This is a genomic window from Nocardia implantans, assembly GCF_035544775.1.
Classification (GTDB): Bacteria; Actinomycetota; Actinomycetes; order Mycobacteriales; family Mycobacteriaceae; genus Nocardia; species Nocardia implantans.
In genome coordinates this window covers 68,942-86,013 of the sequence record NZ_JAYKYQ010000005.1, presented here as the reverse complement: position 1 = coordinate 86,013, position 17,072 = coordinate 68,942, and the positions used below count along the sequence as shown (strand labels likewise).

General features: G+C 69.6%; 16 protein-coding genes. 2 read left to right on the top strand and 14 right to left on the bottom strand.

Translation table 11 applies throughout. The features are described 5' to 3' along the window. Positions 1–2: 2 nt before the first annotated feature. The 8 genes from U3653_RS13635 to U3653_RS13600 form a co-directional block, all read right to left on the bottom strand. Complete coding sequence (locus tag U3653_RS13635; protein WP_195080226.1) at positions 3–1,217, bottom strand: phosphoglycerate kinase; 1,215 nt, start codon at positions 1,215–1,217, stop codon at positions 3–5. Positions 1,218–1,222: 5 nt separating this feature from the next. Next, complete coding sequence (gap, locus tag U3653_RS13630; RefSeq protein WP_063017743.1) at positions 1,223–2,242, bottom strand: type I glyceraldehyde-3-phosphate dehydrogenase; 1,020 nt, start codon at positions 2,240–2,242, stop codon at positions 1,223–1,225. A gap of 200 nt (positions 2,243–2,442) precedes the next feature. Next, positions 2,443–3,426: a DNA-binding protein WhiA gene (gene whiA, locus U3653_RS13625; protein ID WP_043693711.1), complete on the bottom strand. Its 984-nt coding sequence runs from the start codon at positions 3,424–3,426 to the stop codon at positions 2,443–2,445. Continuing rightward, a complete protein-coding gene (locus U3653_RS13620; RefSeq protein WP_067801940.1) occupies positions 3,417–4,463 on the bottom strand; it encodes a gluconeogenesis factor YvcK family protein in 1,047 nt (348 codons plus the stop codon). The genes whiA and U3653_RS13620 overlap by 10 nt, the downstream gene beginning before the upstream one ends. Next, on the bottom strand, positions 4,460–5,440 hold the full coding sequence (gene rapZ, locus U3653_RS13615) for an RNase adapter RapZ (RefSeq protein ID WP_195080227.1): 981 nt from the start codon (positions 5,438–5,440) through the stop codon (positions 4,460–4,462). The genes U3653_RS13620 and rapZ overlap by 4 nt, the downstream gene beginning before the upstream one ends. 111 nt (positions 5,441–5,551) lie before the next feature. Beyond that, positions 5,552–7,561, bottom strand: coding sequence for an excinuclease ABC subunit UvrC (gene uvrC, locus U3653_RS13610; RefSeq protein WP_195080228.1), 2,010 nt, complete (start codon positions 7,559–7,561; stop codon positions 5,552–5,554). 57 nt (positions 7,562–7,618) lie between these two features. Further along, positions 7,619–7,993, bottom strand: coding sequence for a hypothetical protein (locus U3653_RS13605; RefSeq protein ID WP_195080229.1), 375 nt, complete (start codon positions 7,991–7,993; stop codon positions 7,619–7,621). 186 nt (positions 7,994–8,179) lie between these two features. Then, positions 8,180–8,869, bottom strand: a complete 690-nt coding sequence (locus U3653_RS13600; protein WP_195080230.1) for an HAD family hydrolase — start codon at positions 8,867–8,869, stop codon at positions 8,180–8,182. A gap of 211 nt (positions 8,870–9,080) precedes the next feature. Between U3653_RS13600 and U3653_RS13595 the strand changes: the two genes are divergently transcribed. After that, on the top strand, positions 9,081–10,973 hold the full coding sequence (locus U3653_RS13595; protein ID WP_323124031.1) for a gamma-glutamyltransferase family protein: 1,893 nt from the start codon (positions 9,081–9,083) through the stop codon (positions 10,971–10,973). An 80-nt stretch (positions 10,974–11,053) separates the two neighbouring features. On the opposite strand, the gene U3653_RS13590 is transcribed toward U3653_RS13595, so the two are convergent. The 5 genes from U3653_RS13590 to U3653_RS13570 form a co-directional block, all read right to left on the bottom strand. Then, the gene (locus U3653_RS13590; RefSeq protein WP_195080232.1) at positions 11,054–11,593 is read right to left on the bottom strand and encodes a GNAT family N-acetyltransferase; all 540 of its coding nucleotides are present in this window, start codon (positions 11,591–11,593) and stop codon (positions 11,054–11,056) included. A gap of 52 nt (positions 11,594–11,645) precedes the next feature. Further along, positions 11,646–12,137, bottom strand: a complete 492-nt coding sequence (locus U3653_RS13585) for a PH domain-containing protein (protein ID WP_195080233.1) — start codon at positions 12,135–12,137, stop codon at positions 11,646–11,648. A gap of 2 nt (positions 12,138–12,139) precedes the next feature. Continuing rightward, positions 12,140–12,619 (bottom strand): 6,7-dimethyl-8-ribityllumazine synthase, encoded by a 480-nt coding sequence (gene ribH, locus U3653_RS13580; protein WP_039798873.1) that lies wholly within the window; start codon positions 12,617–12,619, stop codon positions 12,140–12,142. A gap of 31 nt (positions 12,620–12,650) precedes the next feature. Then, on the bottom strand, positions 12,651–13,895 hold the full coding sequence (locus U3653_RS13575) for a bifunctional 3,4-dihydroxy-2-butanone-4-phosphate synthase/GTP cyclohydrolase II (protein WP_039798874.1): 1,245 nt from the start codon (positions 13,893–13,895) through the stop codon (positions 12,651–12,653). 782 nt (positions 13,896–14,677) lie between these two features. Then, a complete protein-coding gene (locus U3653_RS13570) occupies positions 14,678–15,301 on the bottom strand; it encodes a riboflavin synthase (protein ID WP_195080234.1) in 624 nt (207 codons plus the stop codon). Between the two features lie 562 nt (positions 15,302–15,863). Between U3653_RS13570 and U3653_RS13565 the strand changes: the two genes are divergently transcribed. After that, positions 15,864–16,334, top strand: coding sequence for a hypothetical protein (locus U3653_RS13565; RefSeq protein ID WP_195080235.1), 471 nt, complete (start codon positions 15,864–15,866; stop codon positions 16,332–16,334). A 6-nt stretch (positions 16,335–16,340) separates the two neighbouring features. Here the strand turns inward: U3653_RS13565 and rpe are convergent, their stop codons facing one another. Continuing rightward, positions 16,341–16,997 carry a ribulose-phosphate 3-epimerase gene (gene rpe, locus U3653_RS13560; RefSeq protein WP_195080318.1) on the bottom strand — a complete coding sequence of 219 codons (657 nt, stop codon included), beginning with the start codon at positions 16,995–16,997 and terminating at the stop codon, positions 16,341–16,343. Between the last annotated feature and the right edge of the window lie 75 nt (positions 16,998–17,072).

Below are 17,072 nucleotides of genomic sequence, written 5' to 3'. Positions count from 1 at the left end.
GCTCAGTCCTCCAACACCGCGATGCCGGGCAGTTCCTTGCCCTCCAGGTACTCCAGCGACGCGCCGCCGCCGGTGGAGATGTGCGAGAAGCCGTCCTCCGGCAGGCCGAGCGCACGCACGGCCGCAGCCGAGTCGCCGCCGCCGACCACGGTGAACGCGCCCTTGCCGGTGGCCGTCACGATCGCCTCGGCCACCCCGCGGGTGCCGGCGGCGAACTTCTCGAACTCGAACACGCCCATCGGCCCGTTCCAGAACACGGTCCGCGCCTCGGTCAGCAGCACCGAGAAGCGGTCCACCGAATCCGGGCCGATGTCCAGGCCCAGCCAGCCGTCCGGGATCTCGTGCGCCGGAACCACTTTCGACTCCGCGTCGGCGGCGAACTTGTCGGCCACCACGATGTCGCGCGGCAGATGGATGACGTCGGCGTACTGCTCGAGCAGCCGCTTGCAGGTGTCGACCATCTCCTCCTGCAACAGCGAGGCGCCCACCGAAAGGCCCTGTGCGGCAAGGAAGGTGAAGCACATGCCGCCGCCGATCACCAGCGTGTCGACCTTCGGCGCGAGCGCCTCGATGACCGCGAGCTTGTCGGAGACCTTGGAACCGCCGAGCACGACCGCGTACGGCCGGTCCGGATTCTCGGTGAGCTTGGCCAGCACGTCCACCTCGGCCGCGACCAGCGTGCCCGCGTAGTGCGGCAGCGCCTGCGCGACGTCGTACACCGACGCCTGCTTGCGGTGCACCACGCCGAACCCGTCGGAGACGAACGCGCCGTCGTCGCCGACCAGCTCGACCAGCGCCGCGGCCAGCTTGGCCCGGTCGGCGTCGTCCTTGCTGGTCTCGCGCGGGTCGAAGCGGATGTTCTCCAGCAGCAGCACGTCGCCGTCGGTGAGGCCCTCCGACCGCGCCAGCGCGTCCTGGCCCACCACGTCACCGGCGAGCTGCACGTTGCGGCCCAGCTCCTCGGCGAGCCTGGCGGCCACCGGCGCCAGCGACAGCTTCGGGTCGGGTCCGCCCTTCGGCCTGCCGAGGTGCGCGGTGACGACGACCTTGGCGCCCGCCTCGGCGAGCGCCTTGATGGTCGGCGCGGAGGCGATGATGCGGCCGGGATCGGTGATCTGTCCCTGGTCGTCGAGGGGCACGTTCAGGTCGGAGCGCACCAGCACGCCCCGGCCCTCGACCCCCTCGCCGAGCAGGTCCGCGAGTGTCTTGACAGCCATGCGCGTCAGAGCGACTTGCCGACGAGGCCGATGAGATCGGCGAGACGGTTGGAGTAGCCCCACTCGTTGTCGTACCAGGAGACGACCTTGACCTGGTCGTCGATCACCTTGGTCAGCGGCGCGTCGTAGATCGACGAGGCCGGGTCGGTGACGATGTCGCTGGAGACGATCGGGTCGGTGTTGTACTTCAGGATGCCCTTCAGCGGACCCTCGGCGGCGGCCTTGTAGGCGGCGTTGATCTCCTCGATCGAGGCCGACTTGCGCAGGGTGGCGGTCAGGTCGGTGACCGAGCCCGTCGGGACCGGAACGCGCAGCGCGTAGCCGTCGAGCTTGCCCTGCAGCTCGGGCAGCACCAGGCCGATGGCCTTGGCGGCGCCGGTGCCGGTGGGCACGATGTTCAGCGCGGCGGCGCGGGCGCGGCGCAGGTCGCTGTGCGGGCCGTCCTGCAGGTTCTGGTCCTGGGTGTAGGCGTGGATGGTGGTCATCAGGCCGCGCTCGATGCCGAACTCGTCGTTGAGCACCTTGGCCAGCGGGCCGAGGCAGTTGGTGGTGCACGAGGCGTTGGAGATGATGTTCTGGCTGCCGTCGTACTTGTCGTCGTTGACACCCATGACGATGGTGATGTCCTCGCCCTTGGCCGGCGCGGAGATGATCACCTTCTTGGCGCCCGCCGCCAGGTGGCCCTTGGCCTTGGTGGCGTCGGTGAAGATGCCGGTGGACTCGACGACCACGTCGACGCCCAGGTCGCCCCAGGGCAGCGCGGCGGGGCCCTCCTTGATGGCCAGCGCCTTGATCCGCTGGTCGCCCACCACGATGGTGTCGTCGCCGTCGAGGGAGACGTCCTGGGGCAGCCTGCCCAGGATCGAGTCGTACTTGAGCAGGGTCGCGAGGGTCGCGTTGTCGGTGAGGTCGTTGACCGCGACGATCTCGATGTCGGTGGTGCCGAGCGCCTTCTGCGCCTCCACCGCCCGGAAGAAGTTACGTCCGATACGACCGAAGCCGTTGATGCCTACCCGGACAGTCACGTTATCGCTCCTCAACTTTCCAGCGGATCATTCCGATGTCCACTCACACTAACGTCCTGCCGTGACCTCGCCGACACGCACCTGGCTTTCACACGGCCCGCGATGCCTGGTCAGACGCCCGACCAGCACGAGCGGCAGAGGGGCGGAAACACGCGATCCCCGCGACCGGGGGCGGCGCGGGGATCGCGGAAAACGCGTGCTCAGGCTTCGTCGAGCAGTTCGGCCGTGACGGCCGATTCGGTGTCGGGCACGCCCAGCTCCTTGGCGCGCCGGTCGGCCATCGACAGCAGCCGCCGGATACGGCCGGCGACAGCGTCTTTCGTCATCGGCGGGTCGGCGAGCTGGCCCAGTTCTTCCAGCGACGCCTGCCGGTGCTGCACCCGCAGCCGGCCCGCCGCGGCGAGATGATCGGGCACGTCGTCGCTGAGGATCTCCAGCGCGCGTTCCACCCGCGCCGCCGCCGCGACCGCCGCCCGCGCCGAGCGGCGCAGATTGGCGTCGTCGAAGTTGGCCAGCCGATTCGCGGTCGCGCGCACCTCGCGGCGCAGCCTGCGTTCCTCCCACACCATCCTGGTGCCGTGCGCGCCCATCCTGGTCAGCAGCGCGCCGATCGCCTCACCGTCGCGCACCACCACGCGATCGGTGCCGCGTACCTCCCGTGCCTTGGCCGTGATGCCGAGCCGCCGGGCCGCGCCGACCAGCGCCAGCGCCGCCTCTGGACCGGGGCAGCTGACCTCGAGCGCCGAGGAACGTCCGGGTTCGGTGAGCGAGCCGTGGGCGAGAAACGCACCGCGCCAAGCGGCTTCGGCGTCGGCGATGCTGCCGCCGACCACCTGCGCGGGCAGACCGCGCACCGGGCGGCCGCGGACGTCGAGCAGACCGGTCTGCCGGGCCAGCGCCTCGCCCTCCTTGGAGACGCGCACCACGTACCGGGAGGTCTTGCGCAGTCCGCCCGCGCCGAGCACGTGCACGTCGGAGCCGTAGCCGTAGAGCTCGAAGATCTCCCGGCGCAGCCTGCGCGCGATGGACCCCATGTCCACCTCGGCCTCGACGATCACCCGGCCGCCGACGATGTGCAGGCCGCCCGCGAAACGCAGCAGAGCGGACAGTTCCGCCTTGCGGGAACTCACCTGCGACACCGTGAGCCTGCTCAGCTCGTCTTTCACATCGGCTGTCATCGCCACGGGACGCGCTCCTTTCCACCCAACCCGGAACGCACATCCTGACCCATGTGCCGTCCCTCGACTCGAAGCCCTGCCATTTGCGGCCGAGGTTGCCGGATCAGTTGATCCAGTGCGGCGGCAAGTTTTCCGGGGTGATGCCGGTCCGTTCCCGCTTCGGCGACATCGGAGAAGGTTACTCGCGCCCGCAACTGCTCGGCAGCCCTGGCCACATGTTCCCGCTCGCGGCCCTCCGGCACGCAGCCGGAGTCGACCAGCACCTCATCGACGACGAATTCCGGTGCGTGCTGGGACAATACATGCAAATGCCGTTCGGCGGAGAACCCCGCGGTCTCCCCCGGCTCCGCGGCGAGATTGAGCACGAGGACTTTCCGCGCCCTGGTGTACACCAGGGCCTCCCGTAGCTCCGGGACGAGGACGTGCGGAATCACGCTGGTGAACCACGATCCCGGACCGAGCACCACGACATCGGCGTGTTCGATCGCCGAGGTCGCCTCCGGGCTGGCCGGTGGATCGGACGGAATCAGCCGCACCCGCCGCACCTTACCCGGCGTCGTGGCGATGGCAACTTGGCCGCGAATGCAGCGACTGACCCGAGGATCGGCCTCGAGCCCGGACACATCCGCCTCGATGTCCAGCGCGATCGGCGACATGGGCAGCACCCGGCCGGTGATGCGCAACATGCGGGCGACTTCGTCGAGCGCGGCCACCGGGTCGCCGAGCACCTCGGTGAGCCCGGCCAGGATCAGATTGCCCACGGAGTGCCCGGCCAGCGCGCCGGTGCCGCCGAAGCGATGCTGCACGGTCCGCGTCCAGACGCCGTCGGCGTCCTCGGCCAGCGCGGCCAGGGCCATCCGCAGATCACCCGGCGGCAGCACCCCCAGCTCGGCGCGCAGCCGCCCCGATGAGCCCCCGTCGTCGGCGACGGTGACCACCGCGCAGATCTTCCTGGTCAGCCGCCGCACCGCGGTCAGCGTCGCGTACAGCCCGTGTCCGCCACCCAGCGCGACGATGCTGGGATTGGATTCCCAACCGGTCATTCTCGCCCCAGATCTCGATGCACGACCCGGACCACGTCGGCGGACTCCTCCGCCGCGCCGGTGACCTCGCTCATCAACTCGCCCAGTGCCTCGGCAATCGCGACGCTCCGGTGCTTGCCTCCGGTGCAGCCCACTGCGACCGTCATGTATCGCTTCCCCTCTTGGCGGTAACCGTTCGTGGTCAGCTCGACCAGGTGGTGGCAGGTGCGCAGGTAATCCTCCGCACCGGGACGCGACAGCACGTACTCGCTGACCACCGTCTCCTGACCGGTATGTTCCCGCAACTCCGGTATCCAATGCGGATTGGGTAGAAAACGGACATCTAACACCATGTCCGCGTCCAGCGGAACCCCGTACTTGAAGCCGAACGACTGCACGGTGAGCTGCAACGCGGTGGGCGCGCCGCCGCCGTAGGCCTCTTCCATCTTGCGGTGCAGCTGATGGATGGACAGCTCGGTGGTGTCGATCACCAGATCGGCGGCGGCCTTCACGGCCGAAAGGCGCACTCGCTCGGCGGCGATGCCCGCCGACAGCGTGCCGTCCTTGCTCTCGCTCTGCAGCGGATGCCTGCGCCGCGCGAAACCGAAACGGCGGATCAGCACGTCGTCGGAGGCCTCGAGGAAAAGGACTCTGGTGCGCACGCCGAGAGCCCGCAGTTGCTCGGTGACCACCGACAGGTCGCCGGTGAAGAACCGGCTGCGCACGTCCATGACCAATGCGAGACGGCGGATCGGCGGCTTCGCCGAAGCGCCCAGTTCCACCATCCGCCCGAACAGCTCGGGAGGCAGGTTGTCGGCCACGTACCAGCCGAGATCTTCGAGCACGCGGGCGGCGGTGCCTCGGCCCGCGCCCGAGAGCCCGGTCACGATCACGACCTCGACCTGTGGGTTCGCCCCGCCGACGGCGCTGGACGAGGCCGCTCGTCCCGCGCTCGTCGGCGGGCTGCCCGCACTGCTGTTCGATTCGACGCGTGTCATGTCCTACCGGATCCGTCTCTGGGGTGCCTTCCGATCATCGCGCACCGGCTTCGGTATCGGCCGCAGACACAACGTACGCGAAACCGAAACTTCCGGTGCACTGTCGACTGACTATTCGGACTCGAGCGCCGCAAGGACCGCTTTCGCGGTCGCCAACCCGATGCCGGGCACCTCGGTGATCTCCTCGACCGTGGCCTGCTTGAGCTTGGCCACCGACCCGAAATGGGTGACCAGCGCGGTCCGGCGCGCCGTGCCGAGCCCGGGGACCGAGTCCAGCGCCGAGGCGGTCATCCGGCGGGAGCGTTTGCTGCGATGGAACGTGATGGCGAAGCGGTGCGCCTCGTCCCGGACCCGTTGCAGCAGATACAGCGCCTCGCTGGTGCGCGGCAGGATCACCGGATCGCTCTCGCCGGGCACCCAGACCTCCTCCAGGCGTTTGGCCAGTCCGATCACCGCGACATCGGTGATGCCCAGCTCGTCGAGCACCTCGGCGGCCGCCGCGACCTGGGGCGCGCCGCCGTCGACGACGAACAGGTTGGGCGGGTAGGAGAACTTGCGCGGACGCCCGGTGCGGGGATCGATGCCGGGGCGGGAGGTGAGGTCGAGCGCGTCCTCGTCGCCTCCGGTCGCGGCGAGATCCTCGTGCTCCATCAGGTCGCGCTCGCGGCGCAGCTTGAGGAAGCGGCGGCGGGTCACCTCGGCGATGCTGCCGACGTCGTCGGAGCGGCCTTCGCCCGCCGCTTCCCGGATCGTGTAGTGGCGGTACTCGGACTTGCGGGCCAGACCGTCCTCGAAGACCACCAGCGAGGCGACCACATCGGTCCCCTGCACGTGGCTCACGTCGACGCACTCGATGCGCAGCGGCGCGGTGTCCAGCTCCAAGGCGTCCTGGATCTCCTGCAGCGCTTGCGATCTCGAGGTCAGATCGCCCGCGCGCTTGAGCTTGTGCTGGGCCAGCGCCTCCATCGCGTTGCGCTGCACGGTCTCGGCCAGCGCCTTCTTGTCCCCGCGCTGGGGCACGCGCAGCTTCACCGCCGAACCACGCAGGTCCGACAGCCACTGCTGGACCTGCTCGACATCGGCGGGCAGCTCGGGCACGAGCACCTCGCGGGGCACCACGGCGGCGGGCTGCTCGTCGGCGGCCTGCTCGGCCACCGCGACCTGCTCGCCGTAGAACTGGGTGAGGAACTGCTCGACCAGCGCGGCGAGCTCCCCGCCCGCCTCCGGGACGTCGACCGCGTCACCCGACTTGTCGACCACCCAGCCGCGCTGGCCGCGCACCCGGCCGTCGCGCACATGGAAGACCTGCACCGCCACTTCCAGTTCGTCGGCGGCGAAGGCGATGACGTCGGCGTCGGTGCCCGTGCCGAGCACCACCGCCTGCTTCTCCAGCGCGCGGCGCAGCGCTTGGACGTCGTCACGCAGCCGGGCGGCGAGTTCGAAGTCCAGGTCTTCGGCGGCATCGTGCATCCGGCGCTCCAGCTCACGGACCAAGCGATCGGTGCGGCCCGCGAGGAAATCGCAGAAGTCCTCGACGATCGCGCGATGCTCCTCGGCGCTCACCCGCCCGACGCACGGGGCCGAGCACTTGTCGATGTAGCCGAGCAGGCACGGACGCCCGATCTGGCTATGCCGCCGGAAGACTCCGTTGGAGCAGGTGCGCGCGGGAAACACCCGCAGCAGCAGATCCAGCGTCTCGCGGATGGCCCACGCGTGCGCGAAGGGGCCGAAATAGCGGACGCCTTTGCGCCGTGCGCCGCGGTAGACGAACAGCCGCGGGTATTCCTCGTTCAGGGTGACCGCGAGCACCGGATAGGACTTGTCGTCGCGGTAGCGGACGTTGAAGCGGGGGTCGAACTCCTTGATCCAGTTGTATTCCAGCTGCAACGCCTCCACCTCGGTGGAGACGACCGTCCACTCCACGCTGGCGGCCGTGGTGACCATCTGCCTCGTGCGTGGATGCAGCCCGGCGACGTCGGCGAAATACGAATTGAGCCTGCTGCGCAGGCTCTTGGCCTTGCCGACGTAGATGACCTGCCGATGGGCGTCGCGGAATTTGTAGACGCCTGGTTCGACGGGGATCGTGCCCGGCGCGGGCCGGTACGTCGCTGGATCTGCCACCCATCCAGGGTATAGACCGGGACCGACAGCCCGGCCGACGGCGGCTCCCGGCGGAGTTCAGCGCACGGGGACGCCGAACCACGCCTTGGCTTCCTGGCGGCACAGCAGGTGCACGACGGCCGCCGATGTGGCCAGCGAGTACCCCGCGGCGACGAGGCCGACGACGGGCGGGACGGTCGCGAGGTCCCTGACCGCCCAGCACCCGACCACCGCCTGCAGCAGTGCCAGCGCGAGCGTCAGCCTGCGCACGGCGGGCGCGCCCTCGGCGAATCCGAGCACGAGCAGGCCCAGCGCCCACGCGACGCAGAACTGGGTGGATGCCGTCGCGGCCGCGTCGCCGCCGCGAGTCAGATTCATCAGCACGGGATACGCGAGTCCGAATCCCGCCATCCCGGCGACGGCTTCCCGCACGTCCCTAACCGCGTCTGGCATGGCCGTTTCCACGCCGACGGAGGGCTCCTCACCGGAGAACGCCAAGCTCACAGCCGTACCCCCGTTGGTAGGCGAACCGTCCGGCGCACCTGCGAACACGCCGGAATCGCACCGTAACACGGTGACGTCCGGCACAACTCGGACTTCGGCGAATGAACCCGATCGATCCCGCCGGGGCCGAGCGGGTTACGCCACCAGACCGTGCCGGCGCAGCGCGGTCAGCAGCGCGTCCGGGCGCTCGGCGGTGGCCAGGGCCTCGACCAGAGCGAATCGGCTGCCCAGCGCCTCGGCCCCGCCGTCGGCCTCGGCGCTGTCGCCGATCATCAAAGCGGCTTCCGCGGGCACACCCAGTTCCCCCAGCGCGGAACGGAAGATCTCCGGAGCGGGTTTCATCGCGCCGACCTCGTAGGAGAGAGTGAACGCGCCGACCAGCCGATCCCAGCCGCGCGCCGCGAACGAGGGCCGGATGTCGAACGGGATGTTGCTCACCACCGCGACCGGAATCCCCTGTGCGGCAAGCAGATCGAGAACGGCAGCGCTGTCGGGGTAGGGCGTCCACTCCAGCGGGTCCAGCAGCCGGGCGTACAGTCGTTCGGCGTCCTCGTCGGTGGGCACTCCCGACGCGCGCAGCACCTTCATCATCACCTTGCGATGCAGCGCCGGGTCCAGGTCGCGGTGGTCCCAGGCGTACTGCGTCTCCTCGTCGAACTCGACGACCTGGTGGACCGGCGCGGTCATCCGCCGCATGATCTCGGCCTTCTCGTCCACGTCGAACGCCTGCCCGTCCGGGCGGGTCAGCTCCGCGTACCAGGACTCGTCGGCCTCCAAGCGGAACAGGGTCCCGGAGAAGTCGAACAGCACCGCCTCGATCGCCACTCGGCCAGCCTACCGGCAGCGCGCGCGGCACCGGCGGGTCCGCACACCCCTTCCCGGTCCTCCCCGATTCGACACACGCTGCGGCCAGGGCGATTTCGCCGGTGGGAAGGAAACCGGCGCGGCCGTCGGTAGCGGGCGTTAGAGTCCCGGCATGGGGCGCAAGCGAGGAACTCGGGTCGCCGCGGCGGCGGCGTTCGCACTAACCGTCGGCATGGCCACCGCCTGTTCGTCCGGCGAAGACCAGGCGGGCGGCGTCTGCGAGACGGTGCCGAACGGCACGCCGGTGACGGCTTCCGCGGCCGGGCCCGCGGGCAGCGGCACCAAAGATCTCAGCACCAACCCGGAAATAGCGTCCGGCTATCGTTCGAACATGACGCCGGTGCGCACGCACACTTTCGCGGTGTCCACGGCGAACCCGGTGTCGACCAAGGCCGCATGCGAGGTCCTGCGCGACGGCGGCACCGCGGCCGACGCGCTGGTAGCGGCCCAGACGGTGCTGGGTCTGGTCGAGCCGCAGGCGTCCGGGATCGGCGGCGGCGCGTTCCTGGTCTACTACGACGCGAACACCAAGACCGTGGACGCCTACGACGGCCGGGAGACGGCCCCTGCCGCCGCCACCGAGAACTATCTGCGCTGGATCAGCGACACCGATCGCACCGAACCCAAGCCGAGCACCCGGGCCAGCGGCCGCTCCATCGGCGTGCCCGGCGTGCTGCGGATGCTCGAACTGGCGCATCGCGATCACGGCAAGACCGCGTGGCGCGAGCTGTTCGACCCGGCCATCGGACTGGCCGATCAGGGTTTCCGGATCAGCCCCCGCCTCGCGGGGCAGATCGCGGAGTCGGCCAAGGACCTCGCCGCGGACGAAGACGCAAAGGCCTATTTCCTCAACCCCGACGGCAGCCCGAAGACCGCCGACACCGTACTGACCAACCCGGCGATGGCGAAGACGCTCGGCGCCGTCGCCACCGAGGGCGCGCAGGCCTTCTACACCGGCGCCATCGCCCAGGACATCGTCGCGGCCGCGGGGCGGTCCTCCGGCGGGCGCACTCCCGGCCTGATCACCACCCAGGATCTGGCCGGTTACCAGGCGAAGAAGCGCACCGCCCTGTGCACCGGCTACCGCGAGCACGAACTCTGCGGCATGCCGAACCCCTCCTCGGGCGGCATCACCGTCGCCGCGACCTTGGGCATCCTGGAGAACTTCGACCTGGCCGCCCTGCGGCCCGACGGCATCGATCGCAACGGCGGCAAACCCGATGCCCAGGCGGTGCATCTGATCTCGGAGGCCGAGCGCCTCGCCTACGCCGATCGCAACAAGTACGTGGCCGATCCGGATTTCGTGCCGCTGCCGGGCAATTCGGCGCAAACCCTGCTCAATCGCGACTATCTGCGGCAGCGCGCCGGGCTGATCGATCCGAACCGCAGCATGGGCACCGCGCAGCCGGGTGACTTCGGCCCCGTGCCGCTCGGCGTCGGACCGCAACCGCCCGAGCACGGCACCAGCCACATCTCGGTGGTCGACAAGTACGGCAACGCCGCGGCGATGACCACCACCGTGGAGTCGGCGTTCGGTTCGTTCCACCTGGTCGACGGCTTCGTGCTGAACAATCAGCTCACCGACTTCAACGCCGATCCGCTGGGGGCCGACGGCGTGCCGGTGGCCAACCGGGTGCAGCCGGGCAAGCGCCCGCGCAGCTCCATGAGCCCGACGCTGATCTTCGGGAAGGCGCCCGACGGCTCGCGCGGCGCGCTCACGCATGTCGCGGGCTCGCCCGGCGGTTCGGTGATCATCCAGTTCGTGGTGAAGACGCTGGTCAACATGTTCGACTGGGGTCTGGATCCGCAACAGGCGGTCTCCGCGGTCGCCTTCGGCGCCGGCAACACTCCGTCCACCGGCATCGGCGGCGAACACCCCGCGATCGACGCCAGCGACAACGGCGACCACGACCCCCTGGTGCTGCGGCTGCGTCAGCTCGGCCATCAGGTCTCGGTGGCGCCACAGACCAGCGGCCTCAGCGCCCTGAAACGCGACGGCGCCGACGGTTGGATCGGCGGCGCGGATCCACGGCGAGAGGGCGCGGTCCTCGGCGATACCCGGTGATCGAACGGGCGGGCGCGGTCCGGTGAGCGCCCGCCCTGTCCCGGCGGTGGCACGTCGGGCAATCGCCGAGCCCACCGGGACTATCTCCTCCGGACCATCGGATACACGACCGGACCCCGGCCGATCGGCAGCTCGCCTTGCGGCTCGAACCCGAATCGCGCGTAGAACGGCACCGTGCCGCGGGTGTTCGAGATCAGGAAGCAGTCCTGCTCGGCCGCCGCCAATCGCCGTTCGAGCAGCGCTGTCGCCAGTCCCCGGCCCTGCGCACCGGGCATCGTCCCGATGGCGGCCAGGTACAGATGCGGCGTCCGCGGCCGTGCGTGCTCCATTCGCCGCCCCGCGGCCAGCGCCCGAGCCGTGCCCGGCCCCAGTGCCCGCAGCAAGGTCAACGGCTTCGCCGTCGGTGACACCACGTGCGCCGGTTCCCACAACGCCACACACGCGAGGGTGCCCTCCGCATCGTGCGCGAGATCGACCAGGCCGTTCCTTCGGCGCGACGCGATACGCGATTCCCAAAACAGCGGCAACGCTTTTCGCCGCCGCGGCTTCCTCGGCCAGAAGTAGGTCATCAGTGGATCGTCGGCGAAAGCCGCCGCGAGAACGGACGCACCTGGCTCCATGACCGCGAGGCTAGACGACCACGCGGACCCGCGCGAACCGGGCAGCGCCCGCTCACTTCCTCCCGGAATACTTCGCGCCGAGTTCGCGCAGCCGAGCCATCGCCCGCGCCGCGTGCTCCTTGTCGTTCGAGCGGATCGCCAGCAGCGGGACGTAGTCGTCGTCGACCAACTCCAAGCGCGCCCAGGACTTCCGATCAGGGAAGGAAACGCCTCGGATGTAGTCCCAAGGGAACTCGTTGTCGCCCAAGATGTTTCGCACCGACACGCCCCGCGGACCGACGCGCAAGCGCGGCCTGGTCAGCAACAGCACCGCCGCGGCGCCGAGCACGCCGATCCCGATCATCGCGATCTGATCGGCCACCCGGAAGTTCACGCCGGTGGACCCGCTGCGCAGCCAGATACCGCCCACCGTGAACGCGGCTGCCACCAGCACCGCCGCGATCCACGCCGTCCGCACCGCGCGCCGGGGCCGCACCTCGAAGTCCCACTCGGACGCGTCGTCGGCCGCGACCGCGTTCCTCCGGAAGATACGGACGACCGGCATCGCTACGCGGACTGTCGCAGGGCGCGCAGCGTCAGCGCGGCGTCCAGCGCCGCGGCGGCCGCCTGCTCGCCCTTGTTCTCATGGGAGTCCGGCAGCCCGGCCCGGTCCAGCGCCTGCCGCTCGTTGTTGGTGGTGAGCACCCCGTTCGCGACCGGCGTGCCCTCATCCAGCGAAACCCGGGTGAGCCCCGCGGTCACCGCGTCGCAGACGTACTCGAAATGCGGCGTGTCACCCCGGATCACCACACCGAGGGCCACCACCGCGTCGTGCGACTTGGCCAGCTCCTGGGCCACCACCGGCAGCTCCATCGCGCCCGCGCAGCGCACCACCGTGATCTGCTGGACGCCCGCGTCCTTGGCCACCCGCTCGGCGTTCGCCAGCAAGGTGTCGCAGATCTGGGTGTGCCAGCGCGAGGCGACGATGCCCAAGGAGAGGTCCTTGGCATCCGCCAGCGCGAAAGTCGGTACCCCGGTACCGCTCATCGATGTCCGCCTTTCGGAGTCGGTTCGCAGTTCAGTGCGCGGTCTCGCCGAGGTCGAGCTCGTCGAGTCCGATCAGGTCATGGCCCATGCGGTCGCGCTTGGTGCGCAGGTAGCGCAGGTTCTCCGCGTTCGCGCGCAGCGGCATCGGCACACGCTCGGTGATCCGCAGGCCGTAGCCGTCCAGGCCGACCCGCTTGGCCGGGTTGTTGGTGAGCAACCGCATCGACCGGATGCCCAGGTCCACCAGGATCTGCGCGCCGGTGCCGTAATCGCGGGCATCGGCGGGCAGGCCGAGCTCGAGATTCGCGTCCACCGTGTCGTGGCCGGAGTCCTGCAGCTGGTAGGCCTGCAACTTGTGCATCAGGCCGATCCCGCGGCCTTCGTGACCGCGCATGTACAGCACCACGCCGCGCCCCTCGGCCGCGACCATCTCCAGCGCGGCATCCAGCTGCGGACCGCAGTCGCAGCGCAACGACCCGAACACGTCACCGGTCAGGCACTCCGAGTGCACGCGGACCAGGATGTCGTCACCGTCGCTGATGTCGCCGCGCACCAGCGCGACGTGCTCGACCTCGTCGTAGATGCTCTGATAGCCGACGGCCATGAACTCGCCGTGCGCGGTGGGGATGCGCGCCTCGGCCACCCGCACCACATGCTTCTCGTGCCTGCGCCGCCACGCGATCATGTCCGCGATCGAGATCAGCGCGAGCTCGTGCTCGTCGGCGAAGACGCGCAACTCCTCGGTGCGGGCCATGTGGCCCTCGTCCTTCTGGCTGACGATCTCGCAGATCACGCCCGCCGGGCGCAAACCAGCCATACGCGCCAGATCCACGGCGGCCTCGGTGTGACCGGGCCTGCGCAGCACGCCACCGTCCTTGGCGCGCAACGGCACCACGTGGCCGGGCCGGGTGAAGTCGTCGGCCTTCGCGTCGGCGTCGGCCAGCAGCCGCATCGTCGTGGCGCGGTCGGCGCCGGAGATGCCGGTCGTGACGCCCTCGCGCGCGTCCACCGAGACGGTGTAGGCGGTGCCGTGCTTGTCCTGGTTCATCGCGTACATCGGCGGCAGGCCGAGCCGATCGCAGTCGTCGCCGGTGAGCGGCACACAGATGTAACCGGAGGTGTAGCGGATCATGAAGGCGACCAGTTCCGGGGTGGCCTTCTCCGCCGCGAAGATGAGGTCGCCCTCGTTCTCGCGGTCCTCGTCGTCGACGACGACGACCGCCTTACCGGCGGCGATGTCGGCGACTGCGCGCTCGATGCTGTCGAACCTGGTCACGTCTGCTGTGCTCCATCTCGAAATAGGTGCCTCACCACAGTACTGGGTTGAATTTGCAGCGCCTGCGGCGCTGCGTGTTCGCGGCTGTGTTGGTCTTGCCAGCGCCTGCGGCGCTGGGTGTTCGCGGCTGTGTTGGTCTTGCCAGCGCCTGCGGCGCTGGGTGTTCGCGGCCCTCTTGTGGCTCGCGGCCGAGCGGCCGCCGCTGGCGACTTCGTCGCGGACGCGGCGGCCACTCGGACGCGAGCCGGGCCGCGAACGGCGGATGCTCGGTCTCGCTGCGCTCGAAAGACGGGGTGAGGTTCATCTGGTTGCGCAAGGTCAGCAGCAGCGCATCCGCATGTCGGCCACTTCCTGACGGGCTGTCGGTCGGCGACCCCGCGCCCGCTATGCCGCGCATGCCGGCATCTCGGGCACGCCCCGGTCGACGGGCGACACGGGTTTCGTCTCGCTTCGCCCGAAAGACGGAGTGCGGATCCAGGCGCGCGAGATCGGGGCCGCCGCACCCGAGTGAAGTGCCCGCGGGGCTGGCACAACCCGCGGTTGCGCAGTGCTACCGAACTGACTGCGCTGAGCAATGATCACCGGCCCCCCGCGTTCGCCGCAGGGCGACGCGGCGCGGCGGAGTGATCGCCGATGCTGAGCGGCGCGACGGGGGAGGCGGGTTGCCCGCTGCGGCCCGCGCATGCCTATCGCACAACATAGGCCTACCCCGCGCGGAGGTCCGGTGAACGCCGACGCGCACCCTTCGTCCCGCGTGGGCGGGAACAAGCGGGCGGCCACGGTCAGCCGCGCTGCTGGAGGCGTTCGACGTACTTGGCGATGACGTCGACTTCCAGGTTGACGGTGGTGCCGACGGTGGCGAAGCCGAGGTTGGTCAGCGAGAGGGTGGTGGGGATGAGGGAGACCTCGAACCAGTCCCTGCTGCCGGTCTCGGCCGGCTCGTCGGAGACGCCGAGGCCGGAGACTGTGAGCGAGATGCCGTCCACCGTGATCGAACCCTTCTCCACGACGTAGCGAGCGATGTTCTCGGGCAGCGAGATCCGTACCACGTCCCAGTTGTCCGACGGCGTGCGCGAGAGCACGGTGCCGGTGCCGTCGACGTGACCTTGGACCAGGTGGCCGCCGAGCCTGCTGTTCAGTGCGGCGGCGCGCTCGAGATTCACCTTGGCGCCGACGTCCAGCTTGCCGATGCTGGAGCGGTTGAGGGTCTCCGCCATGACATCGACGGTGAAGGAGTCGCCGCCGACCACCTCGACGACGGTCAGGCACACGCCGTTCACGGCGATCGAATCACCGTGCCCGGCATCGGAGGTCACCAACTCGCCCTTGATCGTCAGCCGCGCGGCGTCGGTCAGCTGCTCGCTGGCGACGATCTCGCCGAGTTCCTCGACGATGCCTGTGAACATGTGCTGTGACTCCTGTCGCGTCGTTGTCTTCCGGTTGCGCAAACAGCGCGAGACCCGGCCGCTATTCCCGCGCCTCCCCAGCCTAGTGACGCGGCGTGGCCGTAGACAGCCGCGTTCCGGGCTCGGCGAGGGACGCACCCTACGCGGGAACCGACCGCGGGGCGGGCCGAGACAGGCGGAACCGGCCGGTCCCATCGAAAATGGAACAAAAGCTGTCCACACGCGCCGCGATCGACGGGCTCGCCGGGTATCGATTTCCCTTGGAAGCCATTAGGCATACCACGTGAATTGATTAACCCCTCGGGGTGTGATTGCCGATTCGTACCCGATACCCGAACGAAACACGGTTATAACGCAGAATCCGCGCTCGGACGGCGCAGGAAGCGATATCGTTACGCGGCCGACTTCTCGCGTTCAACTTTCCCGGCAACGCAGTCCGATGAGACGTTCTACCAGGGAACATGCCGGACGAACGGGGAAGCCTGCCACACGATGTTCACTCCTCGAGAAAACCGGAGAACACAGTGGAAGAAAGCAGGTCGAGCACAGCCGGGGGCGCGGTGTGACCACATTTCTCGATTCGACGCCGGAAATTCGCTGCTCACGGTATCGGCGCGAATTCCAGCTGCCCGCATCGATGGATCCCGGTTCGCACCGCATTCTCCTGCAGATCGGCGTCGACTACGGCGCGGTCACCATGCCCGCCGAACTCGGCGAGCAAGTGCTGCGGCAACTCCTCCAGGACGGAATCGCCGGGCCCGTCGTCGACCATCCGCGTGCCAAGCACTGGACCTTTCTCACCGGCCCCGCCGGACGCGACGACGTCAGCCCGGCGGTCTCGGCCGAATTGTTCCGCCTCTACGCTGCCGTGGCCTGCACGGGCAGCCAGGTGGTGCTGCCCTCACCGGACGACGAGCGCACCGGGTATCGGGTGTGGATCCGGTCACCGGAGGCCGGGGCCCGCCGCCCGCCGATCAACGCGGTGATCGAGACGATCCGCGCGGTCGCCGCGCGCCGGACGCGGACCGGCTAGCTCCGTTCAGCGAGCCCACGCCGAGGCCGCCTGATCGCGCAGCTTCTGCACGGTGGCCCCAGGGTCCGCGGTGCTGTAGACCGCGGACCCGGCGACGAAGCAGTCCACACCCGCTTCCGCGGCCGCCTCGATGGTGTCGGCGTTGATGCCGCCGTCGATCTCGACCAGCAGCCGCAGCTCACCGGCATCGACGAGGTTCCGCACGATGCGCGCCTTCTGCAGCACCTCGGGGATGAAGGACTGACCGCCGAAGCCGGGTTCGACGCTCATCACCAGCAGCGTGTCGAATTCGCGCAGGATCTCCAGGTACGGCTCGATCGGCGTGCCCGGCTTCACCGAGAGCCCCGCCTTGGCGCCCGCGGCACGGATGTCGCGAGCCACCGCGATCGGATCGTCGGTCGCCTCCGCGTGGAAGGTCACGTTGTGCGCGCCCGCCTCGGCGTACGGCGGCGCCCAGCGGCCCGGATTCTCGATCATCAGGTGGCAGTCCAAGGGGATCTCGGTGGCCTTCAGCAGGCTCTCCACCACCGGGAGGCCGAGCGTGAGATTCGGCACGAAGTGCGCGTCCATCACGTCCACGTGCAGCCAGTCGGCGCCTGCGACGGCCTGCGCTTCGTCCGCGAGATGCGCGAAGTCCGCGGACAGGATGGAGGGAGCGATCATCGGAGCGGCCGGACGCGGGTGAATCGGGTTGGACACAACGCCGGAGTCTAACGGTACCCAGGGTTGTCCAGCGCG

Coding starts and splice junctions, on each gene's coding strand:
- U3653_RS13635 (WP_195080226.1), bottom strand. CDS start 1,217: ATGGCTGTCAAGACACTCGCGGACCTGCTCGGCGAGGGGGTCGAGGGC.
- U3653_RS13620 (WP_067801940.1), bottom strand. CDS start 4,463: ATGACCGGTTGGGAATCCAATCCCAGCATCGTCGCGCTGGGTGGCGGA.
- rapZ (WP_195080227.1), bottom strand. CDS start 5,440: ATGACACGCGTCGAATCGAACAGCAGTGCGGGCAGCCCGCCGACGAGC.
- U3653_RS13605 (WP_195080229.1), bottom strand. CDS start 7,993: ATGCCAGACGCGGTTAGGGACGTGCGGGAAGCCGTCGCCGGGATGGCG.
- U3653_RS13595 (WP_323124031.1), top strand. CDS start 9,081: ATGGCCACCGCCTGTTCGTCCGGCGAAGACCAGGCGGGCGGCGTCTGC.
- U3653_RS13590 (WP_195080232.1), bottom strand. CDS start 11,593: ATGGAGCCAGGTGCGTCCGTTCTCGCGGCGGCTTTCGCCGACGATCCA.
- U3653_RS13585 (WP_195080233.1), bottom strand. CDS start 12,137: ATGCCGGTCGTCCGTATCTTCCGGAGGAACGCGGTCGCGGCCGACGAC.
- ribH (WP_039798873.1), bottom strand. CDS start 12,619: ATGAGCGGTACCGGGGTACCGACTTTCGCGCTGGCGGATGCCAAGGAC.
- U3653_RS13570 (WP_195080234.1), bottom strand. CDS start 15,301: ATGTTCACAGGCATCGTCGAGGAACTCGGCGAGATCGTCGCCAGCGAG.
- rpe (WP_195080318.1), bottom strand. CDS start 16,997: ATGATCGCTCCCTCCATCCTGTCCGCGGACTTCGCGCATCTCGCGGAC.